Annotated in this window: 24 protein-coding genes (1 of these 24 only partly in view); 16 read left to right on the top strand and 8 right to left on the bottom strand. The window is 48.3% G+C overall.

All coding sequences use genetic code 11. From position 1 onward, the window contains the following. The 4 genes from crcB to HMPREF1091_RS06680 all read right to left on the bottom strand — a co-directional run. Positions 1-323 carry the 5' portion of a fluoride efflux transporter CrcB gene (gene crcB, locus HMPREF1091_RS06695; RefSeq protein ID WP_002564052.1) on the bottom strand. Its footprint begins 46 nt before the window's first position, so 323 of the gene's 369 nt are visible here — the first part of the coding sequence; its start codon is at positions 321-323; its stop codon lies beyond the left edge, outside the window. Positions 324-430: 107 nt separating this feature from the next. Continuing rightward, on the bottom strand, positions 431-1468 hold the full coding sequence (locus tag HMPREF1091_RS06690) for a Gfo/Idh/MocA family protein (RefSeq protein WP_002564051.1): 1038 nt from the start codon (positions 1466-1468) through the stop codon (positions 431-433). A gap of 102 nt (positions 1469-1570) precedes the next feature. Beyond that, a complete protein-coding gene (locus HMPREF1091_RS06685; RefSeq protein WP_021736310.1) occupies positions 1571-2830 on the bottom strand; it encodes an MFS transporter in 1260 nt (419 codons plus the stop codon). Between the two features lie 78 nt (positions 2831-2908). Further along, positions 2909-3757 (bottom strand): SDR family NAD(P)-dependent oxidoreductase, encoded by an 849-nt coding sequence (locus HMPREF1091_RS06680; RefSeq protein WP_002564049.1) that lies wholly within the window; start codon positions 3755-3757, stop codon positions 2909-2911. A gap of 219 nt (positions 3758-3976) precedes the next feature. On the opposite strand from HMPREF1091_RS06680, the gene HMPREF1091_RS06675 reads away from it, so the two are divergent. Beyond that, entirely contained in the window at positions 3977-4852 is an 876-nt protein-coding gene (locus HMPREF1091_RS06675; RefSeq protein WP_002564048.1) for a LysR family transcriptional regulator, read from the top strand. A gap of 47 nt (positions 4853-4899) precedes the next feature. Here HMPREF1091_RS06675 and murQ read toward each other — a convergent pair whose 3' ends face one another. Continuing rightward, positions 4900-5802, bottom strand: coding sequence for an N-acetylmuramic acid 6-phosphate etherase (gene murQ, locus HMPREF1091_RS06670; protein ID WP_002564047.1), 903 nt, complete (start codon positions 5800-5802; stop codon positions 4900-4902). 33 nt (positions 5803-5835) lie between these two features. Beyond that, positions 5836-6186, bottom strand: coding sequence for a PTS lactose/cellobiose transporter subunit IIA (locus HMPREF1091_RS06665; RefSeq protein ID WP_002564046.1), 351 nt, complete (start codon positions 6184-6186; stop codon positions 5836-5838). A 323-nt stretch (positions 6187-6509) separates the two neighbouring features. Here HMPREF1091_RS06665 and HMPREF1091_RS06660 point away from each other — a divergent pair, with 323 nt between their 5' ends. From HMPREF1091_RS06660 to HMPREF1091_RS06630, 8 genes are all read left to right on the top strand, one after another. Then, the gene (locus HMPREF1091_RS06660; protein WP_331270866.1) at positions 6510-7406 is read left to right on the top strand and encodes a MurR/RpiR family transcriptional regulator; all 897 of its coding nucleotides are present in this window, start codon (positions 6510-6512) and stop codon (positions 7404-7406) included. Between the two features lie 12 nt (positions 7407-7418). Continuing rightward, positions 7419-7721, top strand: coding sequence for a PTS sugar transporter subunit IIB (locus tag HMPREF1091_RS06655; protein WP_002564044.1), 303 nt, complete (start codon positions 7419-7421; stop codon positions 7719-7721). A gap of 62 nt (positions 7722-7783) precedes the next feature. After that, the gene (locus HMPREF1091_RS08475; RefSeq protein ID WP_002564043.1) at positions 7784-7972 is read left to right on the top strand and encodes a hypothetical protein; all 189 of its coding nucleotides are present in this window, start codon (positions 7784-7786) and stop codon (positions 7970-7972) included. After that, positions 7969-9075 (top strand): PTS sugar transporter subunit IIC, encoded by a 1107-nt coding sequence (locus tag HMPREF1091_RS06650; protein WP_002564042.1) that lies wholly within the window; start codon positions 7969-7971, stop codon positions 9073-9075. The genes HMPREF1091_RS08475 and HMPREF1091_RS06650 overlap by 4 nt, the downstream gene beginning before the upstream one ends. Before the next feature lie 170 nt (positions 9076-9245). Next, complete coding sequence (locus HMPREF1091_RS06645; RefSeq protein WP_002564041.1) at positions 9246-10340, top strand: DUF871 domain-containing protein; 1095 nt, start codon at positions 9246-9248, stop codon at positions 10338-10340. A 2-nt stretch (positions 10341-10342) separates the two neighbouring features. Beyond that, positions 10343-11278, top strand: coding sequence for an N-acetylglucosamine kinase (locus tag HMPREF1091_RS06640; protein WP_002564040.1), 936 nt, complete (start codon positions 10343-10345; stop codon positions 11276-11278). Next, positions 11272-12447: an anhydro-N-acetylmuramic acid kinase gene (locus HMPREF1091_RS06635; RefSeq protein ID WP_002564039.1), complete on the top strand. Its 1176-nt coding sequence runs from the start codon at positions 11272-11274 to the stop codon at positions 12445-12447. The genes HMPREF1091_RS06640 and HMPREF1091_RS06635 overlap by 7 nt, the downstream gene beginning before the upstream one ends. After that, positions 12444-12896, top strand: a complete 453-nt coding sequence (locus HMPREF1091_RS06630; protein WP_002564038.1) for a hypothetical protein — start codon at positions 12444-12446, stop codon at positions 12894-12896. Before HMPREF1091_RS06635 ends, HMPREF1091_RS06630 begins: the two co-directional genes overlap by 4 nt. Positions 12897-12934: 38 nt before the next feature. On the opposite strand, the gene HMPREF1091_RS06625 is transcribed toward HMPREF1091_RS06630, so the two are convergent. Further along, on the bottom strand, positions 12935-15082 hold the full coding sequence (locus tag HMPREF1091_RS06625) for a Tex family protein (protein ID WP_002564037.1): 2148 nt from the start codon (positions 15080-15082) through the stop codon (positions 12935-12937). A gap of 17 nt (positions 15083-15099) precedes the next feature. Continuing rightward, entirely contained in the window at positions 15100-15882 is a 783-nt protein-coding gene (locus HMPREF1091_RS06620; protein WP_002564036.1) for a DeoR/GlpR family DNA-binding transcription regulator, read from the bottom strand. A gap of 379 nt (positions 15883-16261) precedes the next feature. On the opposite strand from HMPREF1091_RS06620, the gene HMPREF1091_RS06615 reads away from it, so the two are divergent. The 7 genes from HMPREF1091_RS06615 (at position 16262) to HMPREF1091_RS06585 (ending at position 22898) form a co-directional block, all read left to right on the top strand. Next, positions 16262-16726, top strand: a complete 465-nt coding sequence (locus tag HMPREF1091_RS06615) for a PTS sugar transporter subunit IIA (RefSeq protein ID WP_002564035.1) — start codon at positions 16262-16264, stop codon at positions 16724-16726. Between the two features lie 130 nt (positions 16727-16856). After that, complete coding sequence (locus HMPREF1091_RS06610; RefSeq protein ID WP_002564034.1) at positions 16857-18464, top strand: PTS ascorbate transporter subunit IIC; 1608 nt, start codon at positions 16857-16859, stop codon at positions 18462-18464. Between the two features lie 150 nt (positions 18465-18614). Then, positions 18615-18926: a PTS sugar transporter subunit IIB gene (locus HMPREF1091_RS06605; RefSeq protein ID WP_002564033.1), complete on the top strand. Its 312-nt coding sequence runs from the start codon at positions 18615-18617 to the stop codon at positions 18924-18926. Positions 18927-18971: 45 nt separating this feature from the next. Then, entirely contained in the window at positions 18972-20030 is a 1059-nt protein-coding gene (locus HMPREF1091_RS06600; protein WP_002564032.1) for a hypothetical protein, read from the top strand. Between the two features lie 55 nt (positions 20031-20085). Further along, complete coding sequence (gene ulaG, locus HMPREF1091_RS06595; protein WP_002564031.1) at positions 20086-21204, top strand: L-ascorbate 6-phosphate lactonase; 1119 nt, start codon at positions 20086-20088, stop codon at positions 21202-21204. 12 nt (positions 21205-21216) lie between these two features. Beyond that, entirely contained in the window at positions 21217-21927 is a 711-nt protein-coding gene (locus HMPREF1091_RS06590; RefSeq protein WP_002564030.1) for an L-ribulose-5-phosphate 4-epimerase, read from the top strand. A gap of 119 nt (positions 21928-22046) precedes the next feature. Then, on the top strand, positions 22047-22898 hold the full coding sequence (locus HMPREF1091_RS06585) for an L-ribulose-5-phosphate 3-epimerase (protein WP_002564029.1): 852 nt from the start codon (positions 22047-22049) through the stop codon (positions 22896-22898). Positions 22899-22953: the final 55 nt, after the last annotated feature.

Raw genomic sequence — 22953 nt, 5'->3', positions numbered from 1 at the left:
AGCACTAAACTGGCAAGTACATACAGCAAGGCGAAGTCAAGCTTATGTGCCTGCAGAAGGTCGCTTGTCTCGAGTGCAAACGTAGAAAAGGTAGTAAAACCTCCGCATAACCCAACCTTTAACAACAGTAAGAGGTCGGAGTTCATTTTAGATGTGTGTGCTGCAAGAACAGCAAGCATGCCTATTACAAAGGAACCTACGACATTGATAATAAGTGTTTTGATGGGGAAGCCTCCAGCGGCAGGTGTTTCAATGAGTCCTATGGCATAGCGGAGCACAGAACCGACGGCTCCTCCGCAGGCTACGAGCATGATTTCTTTCATTTGGACTCCTTTGCTTAGTATTGGATGAGTATAGTGATCAAAATTACTATACTCAATGATAGCTGAGGCCAAATCGAGTAGCATGCTTGCTGCTTACCAAATAAGCCTTACAGCTCAATAAGCTTGCCAGTCTCCGCAGCTTCTTTGACAGCAGCCAGTGTGCGAAGCGTCTTTACGTTGTCAGCTGGAGTTACTACAGGAGTGGCTTCTCGGCGAACAACTTTTACAAAGTGCTTAAGCTGCATCTTGTGGGGAAGTGCTGGATCAACGGCAGGTATATCCATCTGAAGAGGCTTGTGCCAAGAAGAGTCTCCCTCATAGCTAAAGAGGTGGAGCTTGGGCAGCGAGAGGGCGCCCAAGGTTCCGCCAATGAAGTAGGCATCTGCATCGAAGGGACGATACTGCGGATCTTCGCGAGCAGTTGCCTCCCAGTTCCAGGGGCTAGCCGTTGCATCAGAGATGGTCATGGAAGCAAGTGCGCCATCAGCAAAACGTACGTTGATGACGGCTGAGTCCTCGGTCTCAAAACCACGGGCGGCGCTGGATTGCATACCCTGAATGGCAACAGGCTCTCCCAGAAGGTAACGAAGCAAGTCTACGTCGTGGACGAGATTTACAAGGATGGGGCCGGCTCCTTTTTGACGACGCCACTCGACATCAAAATACTCATCATTTTTGTAGATCATGTAATGGAATGAAGAGACGGTGAGCTTGCCCAGTGCTCCAGAGTCGATAATTTCCTTTGCTTTATTGACAAAAGGGTTATGACGGCGATGTTGGCCGACAAGCACGGGTACTCCCGCAGCTTTTGCTTCTTTGGCAAATGTTTCAGCATCCTCGAGATCATTTGAGATAGGCTTTTCAACCAAAGGCACAATGTTGCGTTTGATTGCCTCGCGAGCAACACCTAAGTGAAGGTTGTTGGGGGTAGCAATGATAACCGCTTCAGGCTTGATTGCATCCATCATCTGAGTTGCGTCGGTAAAGAAGGGCACCTGGGCAGCCTCTGCCGTTGTGCGAGCGCCTTCAAAGGCATCGGCTATGGCTACAAGTTCTGCCTCTGGTTCTTCAGCAATAAAACGAATGTGGTTTCGGCCCATGGCGCCAGCGCCAATGACAGCTATACGTACAGCTTGTTGTGACATATATATTCCTTTCGGATTTGGAGGTTGATGGGATATTTACAGTCAGCTTAGGTTGAGAGAGTTTATCAGGTATGAGTTCAGCAGCTGTACTCTCTTGTGGCCCTAGGCAACCTGCTTCTTTTTGTTATCAGACACCATCATGTATACGGTGAGGAGCACGGCTACTGCAGCAATGACAATTGCGCCGTAAAAAGACTGCTGATAGGCAGCGTTGCCTGCATTTGCATGGTAGAGAATGGCAGCGATGGGCTGGCTAATCCAGGTGGAAGCAGCGTAACCCAAGAACATGATGCCATAGTTGACGCCTAGGTTGCTGGTACCAAAAGCGCCACCAGTGAGGGGTGGATAGATAACGAGAAGGGCACCAAAGCTAAAGCCAAGCAGCGCGAGCGCCACAAAGAATACCGGTATGGAGAAACTTGTAGACATAATGATAAGCGCAACGATAGTGACTACCAAGCTGATGAGTAAGGACTTATACGCACCGATCTTATCGACAATTTGACCAAAGGAGAGACGGCCAACCAGATTTGCGCAGGTATTAACGGTAACCACAACTCCACCAAGCGCAATAGCAGCGATAGAGCTTGGATCTTCAAAGAGCTGAACAGCGGCAATGGATGCAACCTTACCTACCAAAAGCGTTCCGGCGGTAGCAGCACAGGCAAAGGTTATGAGAAGTACCCAAAAACGAGGGGATTTGACCATTTCACCAGGGGTGAGATCACCAAAAGTTCCGGCGTGAGCTCCGGCTTTGGGGGCACGGTAGTCCTCAGGTAGCCAGCCAGCTTGTGGGGCTTTGAGGAAGAGTGCCGAGGCAAAAATGGTTACAAAGAAAATTATTCCAAGAGCTTTCAGCGCGCCAAAAATGCCGAACAGAGGGATGAGTAACGATGCAAGCACCGGTGAAAGCACGGCAGGGCCAGCGGTAGAAGCAGCAAGCGTGATTCCAGAGGCAAGACCCTTTTTGTCGATAAACCACTTTTGTCCAGTGGTTAAGGCAGGGTTGTAGCCAAGGCCGTTGCCAATGGCTGCAATAACAGAGAACCAAAGATAGAATTGCCAGGGCTCAGTAACGGTTCCGGACATAAACCAGCCAACACCGTAGCAAAGTGCTGCTGCGATAACGACGTTTCGAGGACCGATCTTGTCTGAAAAGCGGCCTGCAAAAATGCCTGTTACTGCCATGATGGTCTGAAATACGGGGAAAGCCCAGGTAAGAGCAGGAGACCAGTCGGGATATTGAGCTAGGAGGTTTTTGCTTACCACCGAGTAAAGCGCAATAGAGCTGATAAAGAACATGGTAACACAGGCGGCGCCCAGCACTACTGAGCGCCCTTGGTTTGAGTTTTGCTTAGCCATGAAATTCTTTCTGTTTGAGGTTGATGGGATTGTTGGTTGGCCAGGGTATGAGTCAGTTTGACTATGGGCCAGTTGGGGTTACTGATCAGTTGGGGTTTTGACGCCAGCCTGGTCGGTCCACAGCTCAATGCCCTGTTTCTTGAGGTAGTTCTCGGCAAATGCGCGACGACCACCGGGTTTTGCGGTCATCTCGCCCATCATGTTGGAAAAGCCACCGTCAACCATGATTTCGGCACCAGTAGTGAAATTAGAGCGCGTGGATGCTAGGTACATAACCGCGTTTGCAATATCGGTGACCTCACCTATGCGGCGCGTAGCAATAAGACGGCTTCGGCTCTTTTCTACCTCAGGATCGGCATAAAAGCTGGCAGACATAGGCGTCTTTACAAAGCAGGGGCACACACAGTTGGAGCGAACACCGTAAGGGCCCCACTCTGCTGCAAGCATTTTAGAGAGCATGTTGACGCCGGCCTTGGTGGAGCTATACACGCCCGAGAAAGTTTCAGGCTGATAGGAAGCAGCGGTAGAAATGTGCACCAGGCGACCGGACCCAGCCTTTATCATCTCGCGACCAAAGCGTTGAGAAGCAATAAAGGTACCCGTTAGATTAACCTTGATAACTTCTTCCCAATCAGACAGCGGAAGGTCCTCCATGGGGGAGAAACGAAGGATGCCTGCAGTATTGACGAGTACGTCTACCTTGCCAAATTCTGCCATGGTGGCGTCTACGGCTGCCTGAACCTCGGTTTCGTCGATAGCGTTCATGCGATACCCTGCTGCTTTTATGCCAAATTCTGCTGAGAGATCTGAGGCGGCAGCCTTTAGCTTTGCTTCGTCAAGATCAAGGAGGACTACGCTTGCACCGTTTTTGGCAAACTCGCGACAAATCCAGTTCCCATGCCGCCAAGTGCCCCAGTAACCGCACACACCTCACCCTCAAGCTTTAGCCAATTGCTCATAGAAATTACCCCTTCGTATGGTCGATAAAGGTGCTGTGTGTGGTGTGAACCATGCACCTTGCGTACTGTATGCTGCTCAGTCTAGGAGTGGTTTAACGATTTGTGAATTTCTTCTTTGTTAGGTTGGTGTTAACCATTGGTTTATAGCTGTTTCAGGACTCTAGAACAAAATGGGGTGGAGTAGAGCGTGTACGACAGAAGACTTGAGGCAATAGTAGCCTCTGCAGAATGTGGCAGTTTTTCAAAAGCAGCTGCACAACTGAGGATTTCAACACCAGCTCTTGTCAAGCAGGTGTCTTGCTTTGAGGCTGAGTTTGGACTTGAGCTTTTTTCTCGCTCACACACGGGAGTTTCGCTTACTCGTGCTGGAGCGCTCTTGGTAGAGGATGCTCGGTCAATCATGCTGCAGTCAGAAGAGAGTCTTCGCCGTGCTACACGTGCCATGAAGGACGGAGGTGCTGTGCGTCTGGGCGTGTCCTTGATGTGTCCTGGCAGAAAAACATTGGAGCTTTGGCCTAAGGTGCATGAGCTTGAGCCTAATCTGAGATTTGAAATTGTCCCGGTGGGCGATCTCTATGATATGCAGGCATGTATTATGCAAAATTTGGGCCGAGAGGTAGATGTTGTGCAATCGAGTTTTTCGGATGTACGCTGGGGGGATAGCTGCCAGATCCAGCACCTTTTGGATGTCCCTTTTTATATTGATTTGCCTCGTACCAACCCGCTAGCAGGACATGATGAAATAGTCATTTCTGACTTGGAGGGCATGCGCCTCAGAGTGCTTCGTCATGGAAATGATGCTATGGACAGCCTTCGTGAAGAACTTATCGCAGACGGAGGTGTGGACATCATCGATGTGGACAGTTTTGACTTTGCACTTTTTAACACGGCTGAGGCTAAGGGAGATGCGGTTTTAACCTGTGGCTCATGGTCGGGCGTGCATCCTGCCTTTGTAGGGTTACCCTTCAGATGTGGGCGAGAAGTGCCTGTATATCTGCATTATCCACTTGAGCCCACGCATGACGTGCAGAGCTTTGTGAATGTGATCAGTCGTTTGGTGTAACTATCTCCTTGGGTAGGCGTAGAGACTCGATGAAGTGGCTTCTAACATCAGACTCTCGTTTCAAGGGCATGCCGTATTTTGCCGTGTGCTTTCTCAAGTGCTTGTGTGGCTTCATCTGCGGGCAAATCGAGCAATATGCTTGCTACAGCAAGCTTTACGCTTCCATGAGCCTCCGCAAGCACCTTTGTTGCACGATCCTTTTCACAGTCACAGGCTTGCATGACAATGTTTTGCGCTCGTGCGTGGAGTTTCTCATTGGTCTGCCTTACATCTACCATCAGATTTTTGTAAACCTTGCCCGTAAGAGTCATGGCACCAGTAGAGATCATATTAAGGATGAGCTTTTGCGCGGTGCCAGCTTTAAGTCGGGTAGAGCCGGTAAGAACTTCTGCACCAGTATCAGGTTCAATTGCAAGCTCAGCTACTTTCCCAATTTGTGAGCCAGGTACACAGGCAATGGCTGCAGTTTTGCAACCGAGTTTTTTTGCAAACGTAAGGCCACCAATTACATACGGGGTGCGTCCACTTGCAGCTAGGCCTATCACAAAATCACGTTTAGTAAGCTCGCTATCACGCAGGTCTGTCTCGCCTTGAGCGGTATTGTCCTCAACTCCTTCATGCGCCTGCACAAAAGCTTCTGTTCCGCCGGCAATTAAACCTATGACAACATTTGGATCAACACCAAAGGTTGGTGGGCATTCAACGGCATCAAGAACTCCTAAGCGGCCACTTGTTCCTGCTCCCATGTAAATAATGCGACCATTTTGCGCCAAACAGTCAGCTGCCCAGGTAATTGCGGTAGCAACTTGAGGTAACACCTGTTCTACCGCCTGAACAGCGCATGCATCTTCATGATTCATTGCTTTGGCAATTTGTAGAGCAGAAAACGTGTCGAGCTCTGTTGTATTTGGATTGCGCTGCTCGGTGCTTAATTGTGAAAGCTCTATCATAACGTTGGTCCTTACCGGTTAATCCAAAAGCGTTTACGCTGATGCATCAAGTTTTTTGTAAAGTTCAACCATCTCGGCAATGAGTTCTTTGGCGAGAATTGCCGTCATTAAGTGATCTTGAGCATGGACAAGAATGACATCAACCTTGGTGTGTTCGCCACGAGCTTCCTTACTCAGCAGTGATGTTTGTATATGGTGCGCTTCAAGAATTGAGCTATCCGCCTGTTTTAAAAGTTCTTCTGCATGAATAAAATCACCTTGTTTTGCAGCTTTAAGTGCCTCAAAGGCCATGCTTCTGGCAGCGCCGGCTTGTGCAATGAGGCCAAATGAAACCATCTCAGGATCCTGGTCTTCGGACTCATTCAAGGTATTTTGGTCATTCATAGCTCTATCCTCCACCGCTGTAAACCTCTTTGTGTTGAAGATAGCTCATGATAAATGGGGCGACAAGCTTGAGAAATTTGAATACCCCTGCATTTTATTTTTTGATTTACCACAGGGACTATATCTATAAAATTTTATAAAAGACCAGTTCATACTAGGTGTATATCTAAAACAGTAAGCAAAGTTGCATGCAATGTGGGTTGAGACTCAAATAAACCTTGAGTAAATATTTCAAGGACCGGTATGGTCAGAGTCAATTATCTACCGTTCGCCGCGTATTTATGTCAAAAATTGAAATTTAATTTCTTGTTATCTAGAATTTAATGACAAATAATTTTCACATTCTAGAATGTGTGTATACGTTAGGAAAACCCATGGTAAGCCTATTAGTACGTTTAAAACAGCATATGAATAGCGCAAGTCCAGCTGAGCGAGAGCTTATTGATCGTTTGCTTGCAAATCCTGAAGCGGCCTCAAGCATGAGTATTCATGAACTAGCAGCTCATACCTTTGCATCTCCTTCAACCATTACCAGGCTTTGCAAAAAATTGGGCCTAAAGGGTTACAAAGAGTTTCAACGCTTGCTCGTATATGATCTTGCGGTCCTCAGAGAGAGTGAGTTAGCAAAAATCGAGGATCTTGCTCCAACGGATACCACTGCCCAAACCATAGAGAAGATAACGCAGGGCAATATTGACTCGTTGAAGTTTGTTGCAAAGCTTAATGATTCAAGTGTCTATGACACCTGCGTAGATATGATGGCACGCGCTCGGGCTATTAATTTATTTAGCATGGGTGCATCGCTTTTATCGGCTCGGGACTTGCACTACAAATTATTAAGGATAGGGGTGAACTGCAACCTTATTGATGATTGGCATGGTCAATTGCTCTATGCCTCAAATAGCGGGCCCGAAGATGTGTCTATAGCAATCAGCTATTCGGGTTCGACGGAAGAAGTTAATGCTTGTGTGGCAAGGGCACGTGAGCGGGGCGGAAAGATAATTGCAATTACCGGCTCTGGTTTTGACTCAAAGCTTGCACATCAAGCTGATGAAGTTTTGTTTGTGGGCTCTACAGAACCGCTTATGCGCTCGGCAGCCATGGCTTCACGTATTGGGCAGCTTGGCGTTATTGACATATTGTTTCGCTCATTTGTAAATCGCAATTACGAGCGCTTTTCGGAAATTTTGGAACAAAACCAAATCCGAAAGCACCAGTGAAAGGTGGCTAGCATGAAGGATTATAAGATTTTGCTCGTATGTTCTGGCGGCATGTCTACCACTATTTTGATGTCAAAGATGCAGAAGTATGCGGAAGAAAAAGGGATGAATCTCAAGGTAGATGCCTGTGCCGCAAGTGCTTGTCAGGATAAGGCTTCTGAGTATGACATCATTTTACTGGGGCCTCAGATTGCGTATCAAAAGAGCAGTATTATTGCAAAAGTTTCGATTCCTGTTGTGGCTATGCAGCCGCAAGATTATGCAATGGCACGCTGTGAGCATATCTTTAAGCAGGTAGACGAGATTTTATCGTAGAAATTACAGGCAAGGCTGTCTGTTCGCAGATAAGACGGTAGGTAAAGAAAGGATGCGAAAAAATGGAAAAGTTCCAAGCGTTTCTTGATAGAACACTCGATCCTATCATGAGCAAGCTCGGCACCAATCGCTATCTCTTAGCGGTGCGCGATGGTGTGGTATCTGCATTGCCACTCATTATTGTCGGGTCGTTCTTCCTGATTGTGGCCAATCCACCTCTTCCAGAGAGCTGGGGAATTTATACCTTTTGACCTCTCATTCAGCAACAATTCTTCTCCCATACCGCGTGACCATGTATATCATGGCGCTCTATGCTGTTTTTGGCATGGGCAACAGCCTTGCACGCTCATACGACCTTGATGGCGTATCCGGCGGAATTCTTTCGACAATGGCTTTCTTGCTTACCATAGTTCCCGTGAATGTAGCGGCAGATGTAAATGCTGGCGTTGCGGGCTTTGTACTTCCTATGGCCAGTCTTGGTGGCGGCGGTCTTTTTGTTGGCATTATCGTAACCTTCTTTGCCATCAACGTATTTCGTCTTACCAATAATTCCAAGTTCAAAATCACCATGCCTGAGCAGGTGCCACCATCAGTAGCACGCTCGTTTGAGGCACTTACTCCAACGCTTATTGTGATTTTGGTTATTGGATCATTAACCTACTTCGTGGGCTTCAATTGGCACAAGGCGGTAGCCACCGTTGTAGCACCTCTTGTGAGTGCAACGGATACGCTACCAGGCGTTTTACTTATCGTCTTCTTAACTGACTTCTTCTGGTTCTTTGGTATTCATGGCGCCTCTATTGTCGGCTCGATTGCACGCCCGCTTTGGCTGACGCTGCTTGAGCAGAACGCCAATGCGGTAGCAGCAGGAGCAGCAGCAACTGCGCTTCCAGCAATTTCCGCTGAGCCATTTTATCAGTGGTTCATTTTTATTGGTGGCTCAGGTACCAGCATTGGCCTTGCCTTGCTGCTTGTAACGGTGTGCCGTTCTAAGTACCTTAAGGATCTTGGTCGCCTTGCCTTCTTCCCAGCCATCTTTAATATTAACGAGCCTTTGATTTTTGGTACGCCTATCGTATTGAATCCCGTGCTGGCAATTCCCTTTGTATTTACGCCCATGATTTGCGCTGTGATTGCGTGGATTGTAACCTCTTTGGGATGGGTTAACCAGGTAATTGTTACTGCTCCTTGGACCTTGCCTGGACCTATTGGTGCTTATTTGGCAACCGGCGGCGATTGGCGCGCATCCGTACTTTGTATTGTTCTGATTGCGGTTTCGGTGCTTTGCTACCTACCCTTTGTCAAGATGTACGATAAACAGCAAGTACAAGAGGAAGGCTCTTCTGAGGCCTAAGCACTGCCTGCCATATGCAGTAAAGTAAGAGGTTTATTTGTAGTACCTGCGCGGATCTCGGGCACCCTCTGCTCGGGGTTCGCGCTCTTTTAACTTTGAGCTATGCTCTATTTGAGCTGTTCAGCCTTGGTATGTAGAGATCCTAAAAAGGATTTAAAGGATGGAGTGGTATGCAGCGCCTTGGTATTTCAATGTATCCAGAGAAGACCACAAAAGAAGAGAGCTTTGCCTATTTAGAGCGTGCTGCAAAAGCTGGGTTTTCTCGAATTTTTAGCTGCTTATTGTCCGTAAAAGATGATAGGGATTCACTGAAGCGTGAGTATCTTGAGCTCAATACTAGGGCCCATGAGCTGGGCTTTGAGGTTATGCTCGATTGTAATCCGCGAGTTTTTGATGAGCTGGGTGTCTCCTATAACAATCTTTCCTTTTTTAAAGAACTTGGCGCTGACGGAATCCGTCTTGATATGGGATTTACCGGAAATGAAGAAGCGCTTATGACCTATAATCCCGAAGGGTTGCTCATTGAGATTAACATGAGCAATAATACGCACTACCTTGAGACCATCATGGACTATTGTCCAGATACCAATCACCTGGTTGGTTGTCACAATTTTTACCCTCATAACTATTCTGGCCTCACGCTTGAGCACTTTACGACTTGTACCAACAGCTTCAAGCGTTTTGGTTTGCAGACCGCGGCATTTGTTACTTCTCAGGCTGAGCAGAGCTTTGCAAATTGGCCAGTAACAGATGGACTGCCAACCTTAGAGATGCATCGTCATTTGCCTTTGTATCTGCAGGTTGAGCACTACATCTCTATGGGCAGCATAGACGATATTATCATTTCAAATTGCCATCCAACTGATGAAGAGCTGGAGAGCCTCAAGCAGCTTCCCCGCAATCTGGTGAGCTTTAGTGTTGAGCTTGTGAGCAATGTGCCGGACACAGAGCGCAGTATTGTCTTGGATGAGCTGCACTTTAACAGGGGAGATGTCTCAGCGCATTTCTTGCGGTCAACGCAAAGCCGCGTGAAATATAAGGGTCACAATTTTAGACTGTTTAATGCTCCGGCTCTGATTCATAGGGGAGACGTGATTATAGAAAGCAGTGAATATGGCCACTATGCAGGTGAGCTGCAAATAGCCCTAACAGATATGCAGAATAGTGGCCTGAGTAATGTGGTTGGACATATTCCTGAGAGAGAACAGTTTCTTTTGGATACCATTCGCCCCTGGCAAAAATTCCGCTTTCGAGAGGCGCGCTGATAATGCAGTGGATAGGTGTAGACGGAGGCGGAACCAAAACTCAGTTTACGCTCTTTGACGAGCAGTTTACCGCTCTTGATAGCATCTGCTTACCCAGCTGCCATGCTGCACAGGTTGGTTATGATGGCATGCACGAAATACTGAGTAACGGCATTTCTGTCCTGCTCAAAAAGAGTGGGACTGAAGTAGGCTTAGGCTTTGGTCTTGCGGGATATGGGCAAGATGCTTCAATCAGAGCTCACATTGACGATGTAGTGAGAACGGTGGCAGCGGGGCATCCCTATGAACTGGTGAGTGATGTTCGTGCTGCCTGGGCTGCAGGTCTTAATCTACAAGATGGTGTTTGTGTCATTTGTGGTACTGGTTCTATTGCATATGCCGTAGAAGGTGCAATTAAGCAGCGTGCAGGTGGCTGGGGCTGCCATATTGGTGACGAGGGTAGTGGCTGGTGGATTGGCAAAGAAACCTTGCGACTCTTTAGCCGCCAAGCGGATGGAAGAGATGCTCGGGGACCCTTATTTACCCTGATACAAGAGCGCTTGCAGCTTAGGGATGCATCTGAGCTTATTGCGTATATGCAACAGGAGTCACACAACAACAGAACCAGCGTTGCTGCTCTTACGGTACTTGCCAAGGACGCAGCGCTTGCGGGAGATCCAGCTGCACAAGCACTATTTTCTCGCGCTGCTTTAGAGCTTTCCGATATTGTTGTTGCTGCAGCTCATGGTTTGTTTAATGAGCGCAGTGCAGTACCAGTAGTGTATATGGGAGGCGTATTTGTGGGAGCTGGGCAATTGCTTACAGATGCACTTCAAGCTGCGCTTCCTCATACGTTTGTATTGCAACCTCCTCTACATAAACCAGCGCTTGGCCCCTGTTTACTTCTTAAGCAGCGTCTTAATCAGCGCCGTACTGAGCGAGGTATGTTGTTATGTTAGCTATTGGCATAATGTCTGGTACGAGTTTGGATGGAGTCGATTGCGCCCTTGTCGCTATTGATGGAGTGGACAGTTCTACAAAGGTAGAGCTCAAAGAATTTTTAACCTATCCCACGCCTTCTTGTATACGTCAGCGTATCTTAGATGCGTGTAAGCCTGGCGATGCAGATGCGCGCTTGATATGTTCGCTTAATGCGGAGCTGGGTCATTTATTTTCACGCGCAGTTTCGGCACTCTGTGAAAAGGCGGGTATTACGGACAGCGAGATTTCATTTGTAGCCTGTCACGGACAAACCATCTGGCATGAGCCTGAGGGGTCCAGAGATTACTTTGACGACAAACCCTTTCATGCTGGTACTTTACAAATTGGAGATGCTTCTATTATCGCATGGGAACACAATGTCCGTACTGTCTATGATTTTAGGGCAATGGACGTTACGGCAGGTGGGCAGGGTGCTCCGCTGGTACCGTTTTCGGAGCTCGTGCTGTATGGTTCGCAGAGCAAGAATCGAGCGCTTCTCAATATTGGAGGCATAGGAAATATTACGGTATTACCAAAATCGTACACATCAGCTGATGTATTTGCTTTTGATACCGGTCCGGGCAACATGGCAATCGATGAAGCTACCAGAAGGCTTTTTGGGACCAATATGGATGCCGGTGGACACATTGCCGCACAAGGACGAGTGCACCAAGCAGCTCTTGCTGAACTTATGTCTTGCGAATACCTTACTATGGCACCGCCCAAATCGACGGGAAGGGAGCTATTTGGTGCACAGTTTGTAGACAGGTTTATAGCAGCTCATAGTGAGATGAACCCTGTGGATGTAGTTGCTACATTGACGGAATTTACTGCAGCTAGTATAGCGGTCTGCTGCCAGCGCTTTGTAGCACCGGCATTTGACGGCGTGTTTGATGAGCTCATTATTGGTGGTGGAGGTGCGCATAATGATACCTTGGTATCGCGTATAGCAGCGCTTCTTCCCGATACTCAAGTATGCACCCAAGATGAGCTTGGCTATTCTGCAGATGCTAAGGAAGCCATAGCCTTTGCACTGTTGGGCAATCAGACCTTACAGGGTAGGCCTTCAAATATCCCTACCGCAACAGGTGCGTCTGAGCCTGTTATCCTAGGGAGCATTATCAATCCACCGAGGAGTGCGTCATGAGCAAGAAAAAACGCAACAAGAACCGCGGACATCATTCTTATAAGCAGACGATAAAGCATTCTTCAACTGAGGCCGCTGAGCTGCTTAGAGGAGAAGCAAAAAGGAGTGTTGCGGCGTCTTCCAAGTTAGTTGGCGTTATGCCTGAGCAGATGGCAAAAGAGGTTGAGCATACCGGGGTAGTTCCCTTTACCTTTAAAAGTGCCTTTATTATTGCGGGAGCAATTTTGCTGGGAACAATTTTGATCCCTTATGGTGCCTCACTGTATGGTGTGGGCATCGGCATCTCTACCACTGCTTCTCTTCCCATATTGACAGCAGCAGCCCTTGCTTGTACGCGCTACTTTATTGACTCATCTCGTGGCTTTTGTCGTGGCTTTGTGCTGAGTTTTGTGCTGAGCTTTGCTGTACTCACGCTTCTTTGCTGGCTTCTCTTTTCCAAGGGATACTGATTTAGCGTACCGTTCTGCCTAGTTTAGCCTAGCCTAGCCTAGCTTTGCTTTACCATGGTAAGAGAAATCTTCTTGCGATCTCGGTCTACCTTCTCAACCCATACCGTGACGGTATCTCCAACCCTAACCACGTCAGAGGGGTGTTTCACAAAGCGATTGGCTAATTTTGAGATGTGCACCAAACCGTCTTGATGGACGCCCACATCTACAAAGGCGCCAAAGTCCACGACGTTTCTCACAGTACCCTTAAGCTCCATGCCGGGCTCTAAATCATCAATTGAGAGAGCGGCGCGGCTAAAAATCACCTCAGGTGCATCATCTCGGGGATCTCTGCCAGGCTTTTTAAGCTCGTCAATAATATCCATAAGGGTGAGAAAACCGCAGTTGAGCTCCGCTGCAAGCTCTGCAACATTGCCTAAACGGCGCTCAATAGTGGGGATACCGCCGCGCTCAAGCTCTGAACTGGAGACACCTGCGCGTTTGAGCAGCTCGCTTGCAATAGCGTAGCTTTCAGGGTGAACACTGGTTGCATCAAGCGGGTTGCTTCCCTTGGTAATGCGCAAAAAACCTGCAGCGTTGAGAAAGGCCTTTGGTCCCAGCTTTGACACCTGTTTGAGCTCTGCGCGGTCGGTAAAAGCGCCATGCTCTTCTCGGTATGCCACGATATTGTTGGCTACGGTAGGCGTGATGCCCGAAACGTAGGAGAGCAGGCTGGCACTTGCGGTGTTTACGTTTACGCCCACCCGGTTTACCACGTCCTCTACCACGTAACCCAGCGTGCGAGAGAGCTCGGTTTGATCAAGGTCATGCTGGTATTGACCCACGCCAATGGATTGGGGAGGAATTTTTACCAGCTCAGCCAAGGGGTCCTGTAGACGTCGACCCAAACTCATGGCACCGCGCACGGTGACGTCCAAGTTGGGGTATTCCTTACTGGCAAGTTCGGATGCCGAGTAAACCGATGCGCCTGCCTCATTTACTATGGTGTAGCGCAGTTCTGGCGCTTCTTCAGAGATAAAGTCTGAAACTACCTCTTCTGTTTCTCTGCTTGCCGTGCCATTTCCAATAACTATGGTATTGACCTTATCTTTTTTGATAAGACGAGCAAGCTCTCGTTTGCAGCCTACTACGTCATGTTTGGGCTTGGTGGGATACACCACACTGTGGTCCAAAAGCTTTCCGGTCTCATCTAAAACCGCAACCTTGCAGCCCGTACGATATCCAGGATCAAGTGCGAGCACACGAGCCCCGCGAACAGGGCGCGCAGAAAGCAAGCCTTCCAGATTTTTAGCAAAGACGGCAATGGCTTCCGTTTGGGCACGTACGGTAAGTTTTGCTCGGGCTTCTCGCTCAAGTGAAGGAGCCATCAGGCGCTTATAGGCGTCAGCGATTGCTGCATCAAGCACAGGAGCAAACACGCCCTGTCTTCTCGGCCAGTGAGCACCTAGGCGCGCAATGGCCTCATCTGTATCCACGCTCAGCTGCACTTTGAGTTTTTCCTCGCGCTCACCGCGGTCTATAGCAAGGATTCTATGATTGGGAATTTTGCGATAAGGTTCAGTGTAGTCGTAGTAAGGCTCATAGGGGGTAACCTCGCTTGCGTCGGTTGCCCGAACTATTAGCTCGGCCGTGTGTTGCGTATAGGCTCTTAATTCGTCTACGTTATCGGGATCTTCTGCAATGGTCTCTGCCACAATATCTTGAGCTCCTATAAGAGCTTTTTGGGCAGTATCAAATCCTGCATCTACATTGATGTAGGGCGCGGCGGCATCAAGGGCAGAGCCTGTGGTTGTAACCTGCATGATAATCATGTTGGCTAACGGCTCAAGTCCAGCCTCACGAGCTTTTTGCGCACGGGTAAGCCTGCGTTTGCGATAGGGCTTGTAAAGGTCCTCCACACGTTGTAGTTGGGTTGCCTCTTCTATCTGAGTTTTGAGCTCAACGGTCAGCTTGCCCTGTGCATCAATCAAGAGCAGTACATCATGCTTACGATCCTCAAGATTGCGCAGGTAACCAAGACGCTCATCCAGTTTGCGCAGCGCCACATCATCCATAGCGCCGGTTACCTCTTTACGATAGCGGGCAATAAAAGGAATAGTATTGCCTTCGTCAATGAGTGTTACGGCGGCTTCTACCTTGGTTTCTGTAAGATTAAGCTCGCTGGCAAGTTGAGAGATGATGTTCATGGAGCTCCTAATCTAGCTTATGCTCGTGCTGCTGTAGTTTCAGATGGATATACTACTGCACGCACGCCCGCTCGTTCCAAATGAGAAATTTCTTCTTTGTTTGTATCGCTATCCGTGACAAGAATATGCACTTGTTCCGGGCTACCATATCTAAAGCTTGCATTAGTTCCAATCTTTGTATGGTCAGCCACGATAATATGCATATCCGAATGTTCAAGCATAAGGGAGTTTACGCTGGTTTCATGTGAGACGAGCGTTGTAAGGCCTCTATCTGCAGAAAGTCCAGAACAACCCAAGATTGCTTTTGCTGCATTGATGTGGCCCACCGTTGATAAACTAAACTCGCCCGACATAGACCACTTGGGCTGACGGATTTCTCCGCCCGTCAAAATAATAGACAGGGTTGGCGGAGGAGTAATTTGCAGTGCTTTTCCGCTGTTTGTTACGACAGTTACATTAAGAGCGGTTATGTGCTCAATGACGGAAAGCGCCGTGGAACTTGTGTTGATAAAGATGGTATCGCCATCTTCCACAAAGCGTGCTGCCTCTGCTGCAATATTGCGCTTTATCAAAACAGCGGATGAGCTTAGAGGACTGCCAAGTGGATCTATGATTTCTACAAACCCATGTGAGCGCTTGACAATGCCCTTCTCAGACAGATAATCAAGATCACGTCGGATGGTAAGCGGCGAAACCTCAAAGAGTTGGGCTAAATCAAGCACGCGCATACGGGGACGTTCACTGAGCGTAGCAACAATATCTTCTCGTCTTCTTTCAACAAGTGTTTTTGAGGTGCCCACTTCTGTTCCTCCTTGGTATAGTACCGTTGAGCGAGAAAAACATACCGTTTACCCTAGGCCACAACGATCGAGAATAAAAATATTCTACGTTCGATTGTTCGCAATCTCAAAGAACAAAGCATCAGTGCTCATAAGATATTTACTTTATATGAACGAATAGAAACAAAAAACGTTCAATAAATACATTATAAACGATAGATACGATAATTTATAACGTTCGCATCAAACAAAATCAGTGTAAGATTTTTATATAGGGGATGGCTAAGCGTTTGTCTTTCTATGGGAACGCAGAGGAGAGGTTTGCGTAATGCCCAGGGCGCTTCTCGCAAGAAGCATGAAGCGTTTTGAGGAAGACAGATAGAGAAGGATAGAGGATACTATGTTGCTTCGTCAGTTGTATGAGCTTAACCACTTCAATATTGTTGATACCCCCATGGATTGGCGCGAGGCCTTGCGCAAAGGCATTGAACCTTTACTGGTCGATAAATGCGTCGAGCCTGAGTATGCGGATTGTCTTATAAAGAATGTCGAGAAGCACGGTCCCTATATTGTACTTTTACCAGGTGTTGCAATGCCTCATGCGGTGGAAGGTGCTGTGGGTACTAATCGTGAGGCTATAAGTCTTATGATCAGCAAACATCCCGTGTATTTTGGTGAGAAGGATGATCCTGACACTACTGCAACGGTCTTTTTCACTCTCAGTGATGTCGATGCACAGTCTCATCTTCAAACTATGCAACGACTTGCCATGGTTCTCTCAAATCCAGAGGTTGTTGAGCGACTCGCAAAACTTACGCGTGCAGAAGAGTTGCTCGAAATAGATGCGCTTGTTGGGGACGAATAGCTCTTTTTAGCAGCTGCAATACGTACCGGTACCCGCTTAAAAATGAGTAGTACGTCCCACAAAGTATAAGAATGGGTGGAATGCTGTCTGTAAACAGGGTTCCTAGAACAACAGATATGAAGGAGAGGAAATGGACATTATTATGACAGTGGTCAAGTGGCTTGCCACTACCATCTTGTCGCAGCCCGCATGGATTATCGGCTTTATTGTCGTGATCGGCTATGCTCTTCTCGGTAAGAAGTGGTATGAGGTATTGGCCGGCTTTATTAAGGCCTCGGTTGGCTACATGATCTTGTCGGTTGGCTCTGGTGGTTTGGTAAGCGTCTTCCGCCCCATCATTGTTGGTCTTAAAGGACGCTTTGATTTAGCGGCAATGGTTATTGACCCTTATTTTGGTAACAATGCTGTTGATGCGGGCGTTAAGGCCGCCGCTGCTGGTGACTTTTCTCTGGCTGATGTTTCATTTTTGCAGGGTGCAAATATCTCGCAGTACATGCTCCTTCTGCTTTTTGCCTACATTCTTAACATCGCACTGGTTGCAGCTAAAAAGCACACTAAGTTGCGCTCCATTTTTACAACGGGCAATGTGCAAGTACAGCAGGCAGCCACCGCGCTTTGGCTCATCATGTTCTGCTTCCCCAATTTGGTGAGTGTTCCTGCCCTTGTTGTTATGACCATTCTTTTGGGTCTGTATTGGGCCGTTGGTTCCAACCTTACCATCTCACCCACCCAAGAGCTTACCGATGGTGCTGGTTTTGCCATCGGGCATCAGCAGATGTTTGGTATCTTCTTGGCTTCCAAGGCTGCTGGTTGGATGGCTCGTCGCGATGAGGCCCGTCGTGCAAAGAATCCTGAGAGGACTTCCATCTTTGATAAGAAACTGGAAGATATTGAACTTCCAGGCTGGCTGTCTATGTTTAATGAGAATATGGTTTCCACAGCGCTGCTCATGACCGTATTCTTTGGCATCATCTACCTTGTTATTGGTCCTGACTATCTTATGCAGCTCACCAAAGATGGTGCTCTGAGCGGTTCTGCTGCTCTCAAGCCTGGACAAAGTTTTGTATTTTACATCTTGTATAACTGCTTCCAGTTTGCCGTATATCTGACGATTCTTCAGCTTGGCGTACGCACCTTTGTTGCAGAGCTCACCGTGTCGTTTACCGGTATTTCTAGCAAGCTTCTTAAGGGTTCGGTACCTGGCGTAGACTGCGCTGTTACCTTTGGTTTTGGTTCAACCAATGCAGTAACCCTTGGCTTCATGGCAGGTGCAGTAGGACAGTTTATTGCCATTGGCATCCTCATTGCCATGCACAGCCCGGTTCTTGTTGTCGCAGGCTTTATCCCCCTGTTCTTTGACAACGCTGTTATCGGTGTATACGCCAATAACAAGGGTGGGCTTAAGGCCGTTCTGGTTTTGCCCTTTATCTGTGGCCTGCTGCAGGTCTTTGGCTCTGCTCTTATTGCCTCGTGGGTTCAGATGTATGCCTTCGGCGGCTACCTGGGTATGTTTGACTGGGTTACCGTCTGGCCACTCTTTACGGTTGTTATGAAGTTCCTCGGTTGGGCCGGCATTGCGGTTGTGGCTCTGTTCCTTCTGGTTATTCCACAGCTGCAGTACAAAGCCGCTCCTAAGGATGAGAACGGCAACAGCGCCTACTTCCTCGAGGTAGAGGATTACGAGAAGTACGTTGAGTATCGTGACGCTCACAAGAAAGAAGCCACAGAAACGCAGTAATTGTAGCCCCTCAGGTCGGTCCTGTCCTTATTGACACGGGACCGACCTTCTTGGCTGGATTGTTGTCTTGCTTGTCTGTCTCAACATACACGTTGTTTTGAGCGATACAACAGCATGGTTACACGTTTGCCCCCTATGGAAAGGAATAGTATGTCTGCAAAAATTCTTTGTGCCTGCGCAAATGGTTCCGGCACCTCTCTGATGATGCAACTAACGGTGGAGCGTGTGGTAAAGAAGCTCAATATGGATGTCTCGGAAGTGCACCACTGTGCCCTTGCAGAAGGCACCTCTACAGCAACCAAGTTTGATATTGCCTGCTTCCCCCGCAACTTTGAAAACATGTTTAAGTCCGCAGCTGATTCTGGAACCGTCATCTGCATTCCTTTAAAGAATGTGCTTTCCGATAAAGAAATCGAAGAGAAGTTTATTGAGGCCGGATTGGACAAGAAGTTCGCGAAATAGCGCGCTCCATACGTCACACAGCTTGCTTATTGAGGAGATGCGTTTATGAAGTATCAGAAGAAAGTTATTGCGACCGACATGGCCAAGTGCTACGCCATTGGAATGTTTGACGGTGCTGATAGCCCTAGCTTTGTGATTGCTACCGAGAAGGAAGGCCCCATTCGTAGGTTTTCACTTGATGGGACCGTACTAGAAAATGTCTGTGATGGCCCCGGTGGCGTTATGACCGTTATGCAAACACCGGGTCGTGATGATCAGCTTCTGAGTACCTATAAGTTTTTCTCGCCCAACTTTGGGGCAGACGATGCCAAGATCGTGAGCTATACGCACACCGATGATGGCAGTTGGACGCGCTCTGTTGTATGTGATTTACCCTATGTGCACCGCTTTGGCGTGCTTAAGGCTGCCGATGGACAAGAATGGCTTTTGGCATGTACCATCAAGTCGGCATGCCGGTCATTCAAGGAAGATTGGAAGACACCGGGTGCAGTCTATGCGGCAAAGCTTGAGGGAAAACTTGAGCGCTACAACCAGACCGAACAGCTTCCGCTCACACAGATTGCTCCAATACAGTTGCAAAATCATGGCTTCTATGTGGCGCCTGACCGCAGCTTTGCTCTGATTGGTACAGCGGCGGGAGTGTTTAGGTATACGCCGCCTGCAAACGATGGTGACAGCTGGCAGATTGACTGCTTGGTGGTTCAGCCCACCAGTGATATGTGCCTGGTAGATCTTGATGGTGATGGTATAGATGAGCTGGTTACCATCTCAGCATTTCACGGTGATACGCTGCGGGTCTGGCATGCAACGCAGCAGCCAGACAACTATCACATGGTTTGGGAAGACCCTCAAAAACATGCGTTTTTACATGCCATATGGTCTGGCAGCCTTGCAAATCACGCCTGCGCTCTTTTGGGCAATCGAAAAGAAGAGCGTGCCCTCATGCGCCTGTATTTCCAGGATGGCTCGTATGGTCTTGAAGTAATTGACCGTGACTGTGGACCTGCAAATGTCTGGGTGTTTAAAAAAGAGGGAAGCGATTTTATCATCTCGGCCAATCGAGAGGTCGATGAAGCGGCCTTGTACCAGGTAATCGCAGAGTAGGTATTCTTACGCGCAGCGCTTTGTCGTTACGCTAGGTATGTATAAGGAGATATATATGTCCGCTATTGATGAAGTCACCCGTGAGGGTTGGATCATGAGCACATTCCCCGAGTGGGGCACCTGGCTCAATGAGGATATTGAGAGCGCGGTTGTTCCCGAGGGTAACGTCAAGATGTGGTGGCTTGGCTGCACCGGTCTGTGGGTAAAAACCCCGGGCGACGCCAACATCACCATTGATCTTTGGACAGGCAACGGTAAGCGTACTCATGGTGACGGCAAGATGAAGGTTGGCCATCAGATGGCTAATATGGCAGGATGTCGTGCTATGCAGCCCAATTTGCGCAATATTCCTTACGTTTTTGATCCCTTTGGTTTCAAAAAGGTTGATGCGGTACTTGCAACGCATTATCACCAGGACCACATGTCAAAGGAGTGGGCTGCCCACGTAATCCAGTCCGGCATGACCACCATTGACGAGAATGGCAATGAGATTCCCGTACCCTTTATTGGCCCGGAGAAGTCCGCTGATTTTTGGCGCAAATGGGGTGTGCCCGAGGATCGCATCAGGGTGGTAAAGCCTGGCGATATCATCACCATTAAGGACATGAAAATTGTCTGCATGGATTCCTTTGATCGTACCTGCATCACCACAACCGATTCCACCGGTCCTGACCGTGAGGACCTATGGGGTAAGTGCCCCATGGATATGGATGAGAAGGCCGTTAATTACCTGCTTATCACCCCTGGTGGCAATATTTATCACTCCGGTGACTCGCATTATTCTATCTATTTTGCCAAGCATGGTAAGGACATCATGAAGCAATACGGCGGTGTAGACGTTGCCTTTGGCTCTTATGGCTGCAATCCGCTGGGTATGCAGGACAAGATGGAAGCCTCTGATATTTTGCGCATGGCTGAAGACCTGCTGGCCAAGGTGGTTATTCCCATTCACTGGGACGTGTGGACCAACTTTGCGGCTGATCTCAATGAGATAGAAGTCCTGTATCAGATGCGCAAGGATCGTCTGGATTATCGCTTTAAGCCGTACTACTGGAAGGTGGGCGGCGAATACACCTATCCTCTCGATAAGGACAAGAAAGAGTATATGTATGATCGTGGCTTCCATGACTGCTTTGACCATGAACCCAATGTTCCATTCCGCTCGGTTCTTTAGGGGGCAACACGCATGATGCTCAAAGAATTGCGTGAGAAGGTCTATGAAGCCAACATGAATCTCCCCAAGCATGGCTTGGTAGTTTTTACCTGGGGTAATGCTTCAGAGATTGATCGTGATAAGGAGCTTTTTGTCATCAAACCTTCTGGTGTTTCCTATGATGAGCTCAGCCCTGAGTCTATGGTTGTGTGCGATATGGATGGCGCCGTGGTTGAAGGCAGTCTCAATCCCTCATCTGACACAGCAACACATGCCTATTTGTATCGTGCGTGGGATGCGGTTGGCGGAATCGTTCATACGCATTCTGCATCCGCAACCTCTTGGGCACAGGCTGGTCGGTCTATTCCTTGCTATGGCACCACACAGGCTGATTATTTCTACGGCGAGATACCTTGTATGCGGGGGCTTACGCAAGAAGAGATAGAAGAAGCCTACGAGTACAACACCGGCAAGGTAATCGTCGAGGGTTTTGAAGGATGCGATCCTCTTGCGCAACCCGGTTGTTTAGTGCGCAATCACGGGCCCTTCTCGTGGGGTAAGGATGCTGCAGCCGCGGTGTACCATGCCGTGGTTGTGGAAGAAGTGGCAAAGATGTCTCTTAATACGGAGCTACTTTGTGGGTCTATAGGTCGGCCTTGTGCAAAAGCCCAAGCTCCTCAATATTTGCTCGATAAGCACTACCAGCGCAAACATGGGCCCCATGCGTATTATGGACAAAACTAGCGGATACGCGATAGTGGCTGCTTACAGGGCATGCACTGCGTATTGCGTACTATGAGAATAACAAGGGCATCAGACGCACAGGTAAGTCGTTTGATGCCCTTTTAGTAAAAGGAGTAGGTATGAGTAAAACATACCAACTGGGACTCTATGAGAAAGCTATACCAGATACGCTTGACTGGGAGGAGCGTCTGAGTACTGCAGCAGCGTGCGGCTTTGACTACCTGGAGATTTCTGTTGATGAATCCAGTACACGGCAGGCTCGCCTTGATTGGACGGCGCAAGAACGTCAGGCCGTCATTCAGGCCATGCGCAACACCGGTGTGTCACTTGGTTCTATGTGTCTTTCTGGCCTGCGTAAATGGCCTTTTGGAGCAAAAGATCCTCAAAAACGTTCCTATAGTTTGGTAATGATGGATAAGGCTCTTGATCTTGCCTGTGATCTTGGGCTGCACATCATTCAGCTAGCGGGATATGATGCGTATTACGATGAGGATGCTTGGGATGGTTCCGAGGCATATTTTGCAGAGAATTTAGCTCGGGCTACCGAGATGGCGGCTACCGCTGGTGTTGTTTTGGGTTTTGAAACTATGGAAACGCCCTTTATGGACACGGTTACTAAGGCCATGCGCTATGTAAGCCACATACACAGCCCCTTCTTAGGGGTATATCCCGATGTGGGAAATCTTACCAATGCTTCTTTTTTGTATGGTACGTCCGTATCGGATGATATCGCCACAGGTACTGGTCATATCTTTGCGGCGCACCTTAAAGAGACGAGAGCTGGGCAGTATCGCGATATGTTTTTTGGTGAGGGTACTACGGATTATGTCGGCGCGCTGAGTCAATTGATTCCCCAGGGCGTACGGCGCTTTGTGTGTGAGCAATGGTATCTTGGTTCGGCTGAGTGGGAAGAAGATCTTGTCCATGCTTCTGAATTTGCACGTAGTCAGATTGAGAGGTATCTGCCATAGGGTTTATATCGGGATCAAAGGTAAGCGAGAAAAGCGAGTGCCGAGAAAAGCAGGT

Source organism: Atopobium minutum 10063974, assembly GCF_000364325.1.
GTDB lineage: Bacteria > Actinomycetota > Coriobacteriia > Coriobacteriales > Atopobiaceae > Atopobium > Atopobium minutum.
Note: the sequence above shows the minus strand (reverse complement) of the source record. Positions and strands in the feature narration are given on the sequence as shown.

Excerpts from the sequence above, each read along its gene's own strand:
- HMPREF1091_RS06690 (WP_002564051.1), bottom strand. The coding sequence starts at position 1,468 with ATGTCACAACAAGCTGTACGTATAGCTGTCATTGGCGCTGGCGCCATG.
- HMPREF1091_RS06685 (WP_021736310.1), bottom strand. The coding sequence starts at position 2,830 with ATGGCTAAGCAAAACTCAAACCAAGGGCGCTCAGTAGTGCTGGGCGCC.
- murQ (WP_002564047.1), bottom strand. The coding sequence starts at position 5,802 with ATGATAGAGCTTTCACAATTAAGCACCGAGCAGCGCAATCCAAATACA.
- HMPREF1091_RS06665 (WP_002564046.1), bottom strand. The coding sequence starts at position 6,186 with ATGAATGACCAAAATACCTTGAATGAGTCCGAAGACCAGGATCCTGAG.
- HMPREF1091_RS06660 (WP_331270866.1), top strand. The coding sequence starts at position 6,510 with ATGACAAATAATTTTCACATTCTAGAATGTGTGTATACGTTAGGAAAA.
- HMPREF1091_RS06655 (WP_002564044.1), top strand. The coding sequence starts at position 7,419 with ATGAAGGATTATAAGATTTTGCTCGTATGTTCTGGCGGCATGTCTACC.
- HMPREF1091_RS08475 (WP_002564043.1), top strand. The coding sequence starts at position 7,784 with ATGGAAAAGTTCCAAGCGTTTCTTGATAGAACACTCGATCCTATCATG.
- HMPREF1091_RS06645 (WP_002564041.1), top strand. The coding sequence starts at position 9,246 with ATGCAGCGCCTTGGTATTTCAATGTATCCAGAGAAGACCACAAAAGAA.
- HMPREF1091_RS06640 (WP_002564040.1), top strand. The coding sequence starts at position 10,343 with ATGCAGTGGATAGGTGTAGACGGAGGCGGAACCAAAACTCAGTTTACG.
- HMPREF1091_RS06635 (WP_002564039.1), top strand. The coding sequence starts at position 11,272 with ATGTTAGCTATTGGCATAATGTCTGGTACGAGTTTGGATGGAGTCGAT.
- HMPREF1091_RS06630 (WP_002564038.1), top strand. The coding sequence starts at position 12,444 with ATGAGCAAGAAAAAACGCAACAAGAACCGCGGACATCATTCTTATAAG.
- HMPREF1091_RS06625 (WP_002564037.1), bottom strand. The coding sequence starts at position 15,082 with ATGAACATCATCTCTCAACTTGCCAGCGAGCTTAATCTTACAGAAACC.
- HMPREF1091_RS06615 (WP_002564035.1), top strand. The coding sequence starts at position 16,262 with ATGTTGCTTCGTCAGTTGTATGAGCTTAACCACTTCAATATTGTTGAT.
- HMPREF1091_RS06610 (WP_002564034.1), top strand. The coding sequence starts at position 16,857 with ATGGACATTATTATGACAGTGGTCAAGTGGCTTGCCACTACCATCTTG.
- HMPREF1091_RS06605 (WP_002564033.1), top strand. The coding sequence starts at position 18,615 with ATGTCTGCAAAAATTCTTTGTGCCTGCGCAAATGGTTCCGGCACCTCT.
- HMPREF1091_RS06600 (WP_002564032.1), top strand. The coding sequence starts at position 18,972 with ATGAAGTATCAGAAGAAAGTTATTGCGACCGACATGGCCAAGTGCTAC.
- ulaG (WP_002564031.1), top strand. The coding sequence starts at position 20,086 with ATGTCCGCTATTGATGAAGTCACCCGTGAGGGTTGGATCATGAGCACA.
- HMPREF1091_RS06590 (WP_002564030.1), top strand. The coding sequence starts at position 21,217 with ATGATGCTCAAAGAATTGCGTGAGAAGGTCTATGAAGCCAACATGAAT.
- HMPREF1091_RS06585 (WP_002564029.1), top strand. The coding sequence starts at position 22,047 with ATGAGTAAAACATACCAACTGGGACTCTATGAGAAAGCTATACCAGAT.